The organism is Sulfitobacter sp. HI0129 (assembly GCF_001635395.1).
GTDB lineage: Bacteria > Pseudomonadota > Alphaproteobacteria > Rhodobacterales > Rhodobacteraceae > Sulfitobacter.
The window spans coordinates 1-1,644 of sequence record NZ_LWGH01001120.1 but is presented as its reverse complement, the minus strand read 5'-3'; the positions used below and the strand labels follow the sequence as shown (position 1 = coordinate 1,644).

Sequence of the window (1,644 nt, the reverse complement as noted above, 5' to 3'; positions counted from 1 at the left end):
CAGTTCCAGATCCATGCGGAGTTGCTCAAGGCTGCGATCCCGCGCCGTCAGTTCGTCCTGAAATCGTTGCTGTGCTGCTTCCGAGGCGGCTTGTAGCGCAGCGATCTGAGCGGTCAGCGCGTCGATCGCCTCTGCGGCGGCGGTGTCTTCCTCGACGACCGGTTCGGGGGCGTTGCGTAATTCCTCGATCTGAGCCTGCAGCGCGGTGATCTGCGCCAGAAGCTCCGCGTTGGGCTCGACTGGATCCGGTCCGACAAACACAACCTCGGGCTCGGGCGGAGGCAAGGTCTCGATAGCGCCAAAGCCGTCCCCCTCGTTTTGGAAGACGTCCGGGGTGGCCGTCGGCAAGGCTTCCTCTTCGTCGGGCTGTGAGAGGAGATAGAGCAGGGCACCACCTGCGCCGATGACGAGGACCACGATCAGCGCGAGAAGGGGCGACCGGCGCTGCGACGCCGTGGGGGCGCGGGCACTGCCTTTCTCAAGGGCGGCGAGGCGTTTTTCCAGCTCGGTGTTCCCGGTATCGCTCATGAGGTGGCCTCCGCGGGCGGGATCGCCTCGATGCAGACCACCTCTTCGCCAAGTCGCAGGACCCATTGGCGGTTCACGCCGCTGACGCGGATCACGCCGTCTTCAGGAGTTTGCGTGTTGACCGTGCGCTCGCGGCCGCCCGCGTAGCGGAAGACCGCGGGCACAGGCGCGTTTCTTGGAAACGCGAAATACGTGAACGTCCCGTCATCCCAGATGCGGGTTGGCGTGAACTCGGTCCGCGCGCTGGCACCGTAGTTGTAGTTCGGCGCTTGGGCGGCGATGGCCCGGGTCGGGCGCGCATCGTCCTCCGGATAGCGGAACTGCACCACATAGAAGGTCGGGCTGCGGACCTCCTCGACGTTGAAATAGTAGCTTCGCCTGTTCGTGTAGACCGTCACATTGGTATGAACGCCGCGCGCGACGGGCTTGATCGCGAAGGCCTGGCCGCCCGGCACGCCATCGATCTCAAACCCTTCCGTGTCGCCTGCGATAATCGAGCGGATGCTTTCGCCCTCGCCGAACTCGATTGTGGTCACATGGGTGAGCGAGACGCTGAGACGGTAGACCTGACCCTCCTGGTAGGTGGCCAAGCGCACCCGGCTGTCGTTGGGACCGCCACGCGGGATGGCTTCGGCAGAGGCGAGGCCGGGCAACAGGGCAATGACAAAAATAAGCGATCTTATAAACAACAACGTCAGTTCTCCAATCTGTCGGAGCGAATGGAATATTCGAGGACGGTGAAGCCGAATGGATTGGTCCAGACCTCGTCGATGGAGCGGCGGGTCTCCGGGCGGAACTCGAAGAGAAGCGTCGCAGTGAAGAGGCCGGTCTGGGTGCCGTTAATGGACGTCAGGCGCTTGCGCAGGCGGACCGTCGTTCGGTTGGTTCCGATCCGGTTGATGCTGAGGATTTCCACGTCGAGCCGAGCATTGGGGCCATAGACCGTCGGCGGGTAATTCTCGTTGGCGCTGTTCCAGATCTGGCGCAGCCCGCTCTCGGCAGCTCCGTCCGAGCGGCGCAGGACGCTGCGGATGCGCAGATCGTTGTCGAGCTGGTTATAGACCTCCCGGTCGGTCACATAGCGGAACACCTCCGCCTCGATGATCGCCTGGTTGG

The 1,644-nt window shown here is 63.6% G+C and carries 2 protein-coding genes and 1 pseudogene; all 3 read right to left on the bottom strand.

What is annotated here, in order from left to right; genetic code table 11:
• A pseudogene (locus A3764_RS23475) lies at positions 1-528 on the bottom strand (TrbI/VirB10 family protein); the annotation flags it as partial.
• Complete coding sequence (locus A3764_RS23470) at positions 525-1,220, bottom strand: TrbG/VirB9 family P-type conjugative transfer protein (RefSeq protein WP_067923869.1); 696 nt, start codon at positions 1,218-1,220, stop codon at positions 525-527. The gene A3764_RS23470 and the pseudogene A3764_RS23475, both read right to left, overlap by 4 nt.
• Positions 1,221-1,222: 2 nt before the next feature.
• Positions 1,223-1,644: type IV secretion system protein (locus A3764_RS23465; protein WP_150122440.1), on the bottom strand; the 422-nt coding region annotated here is incomplete at its 5' end.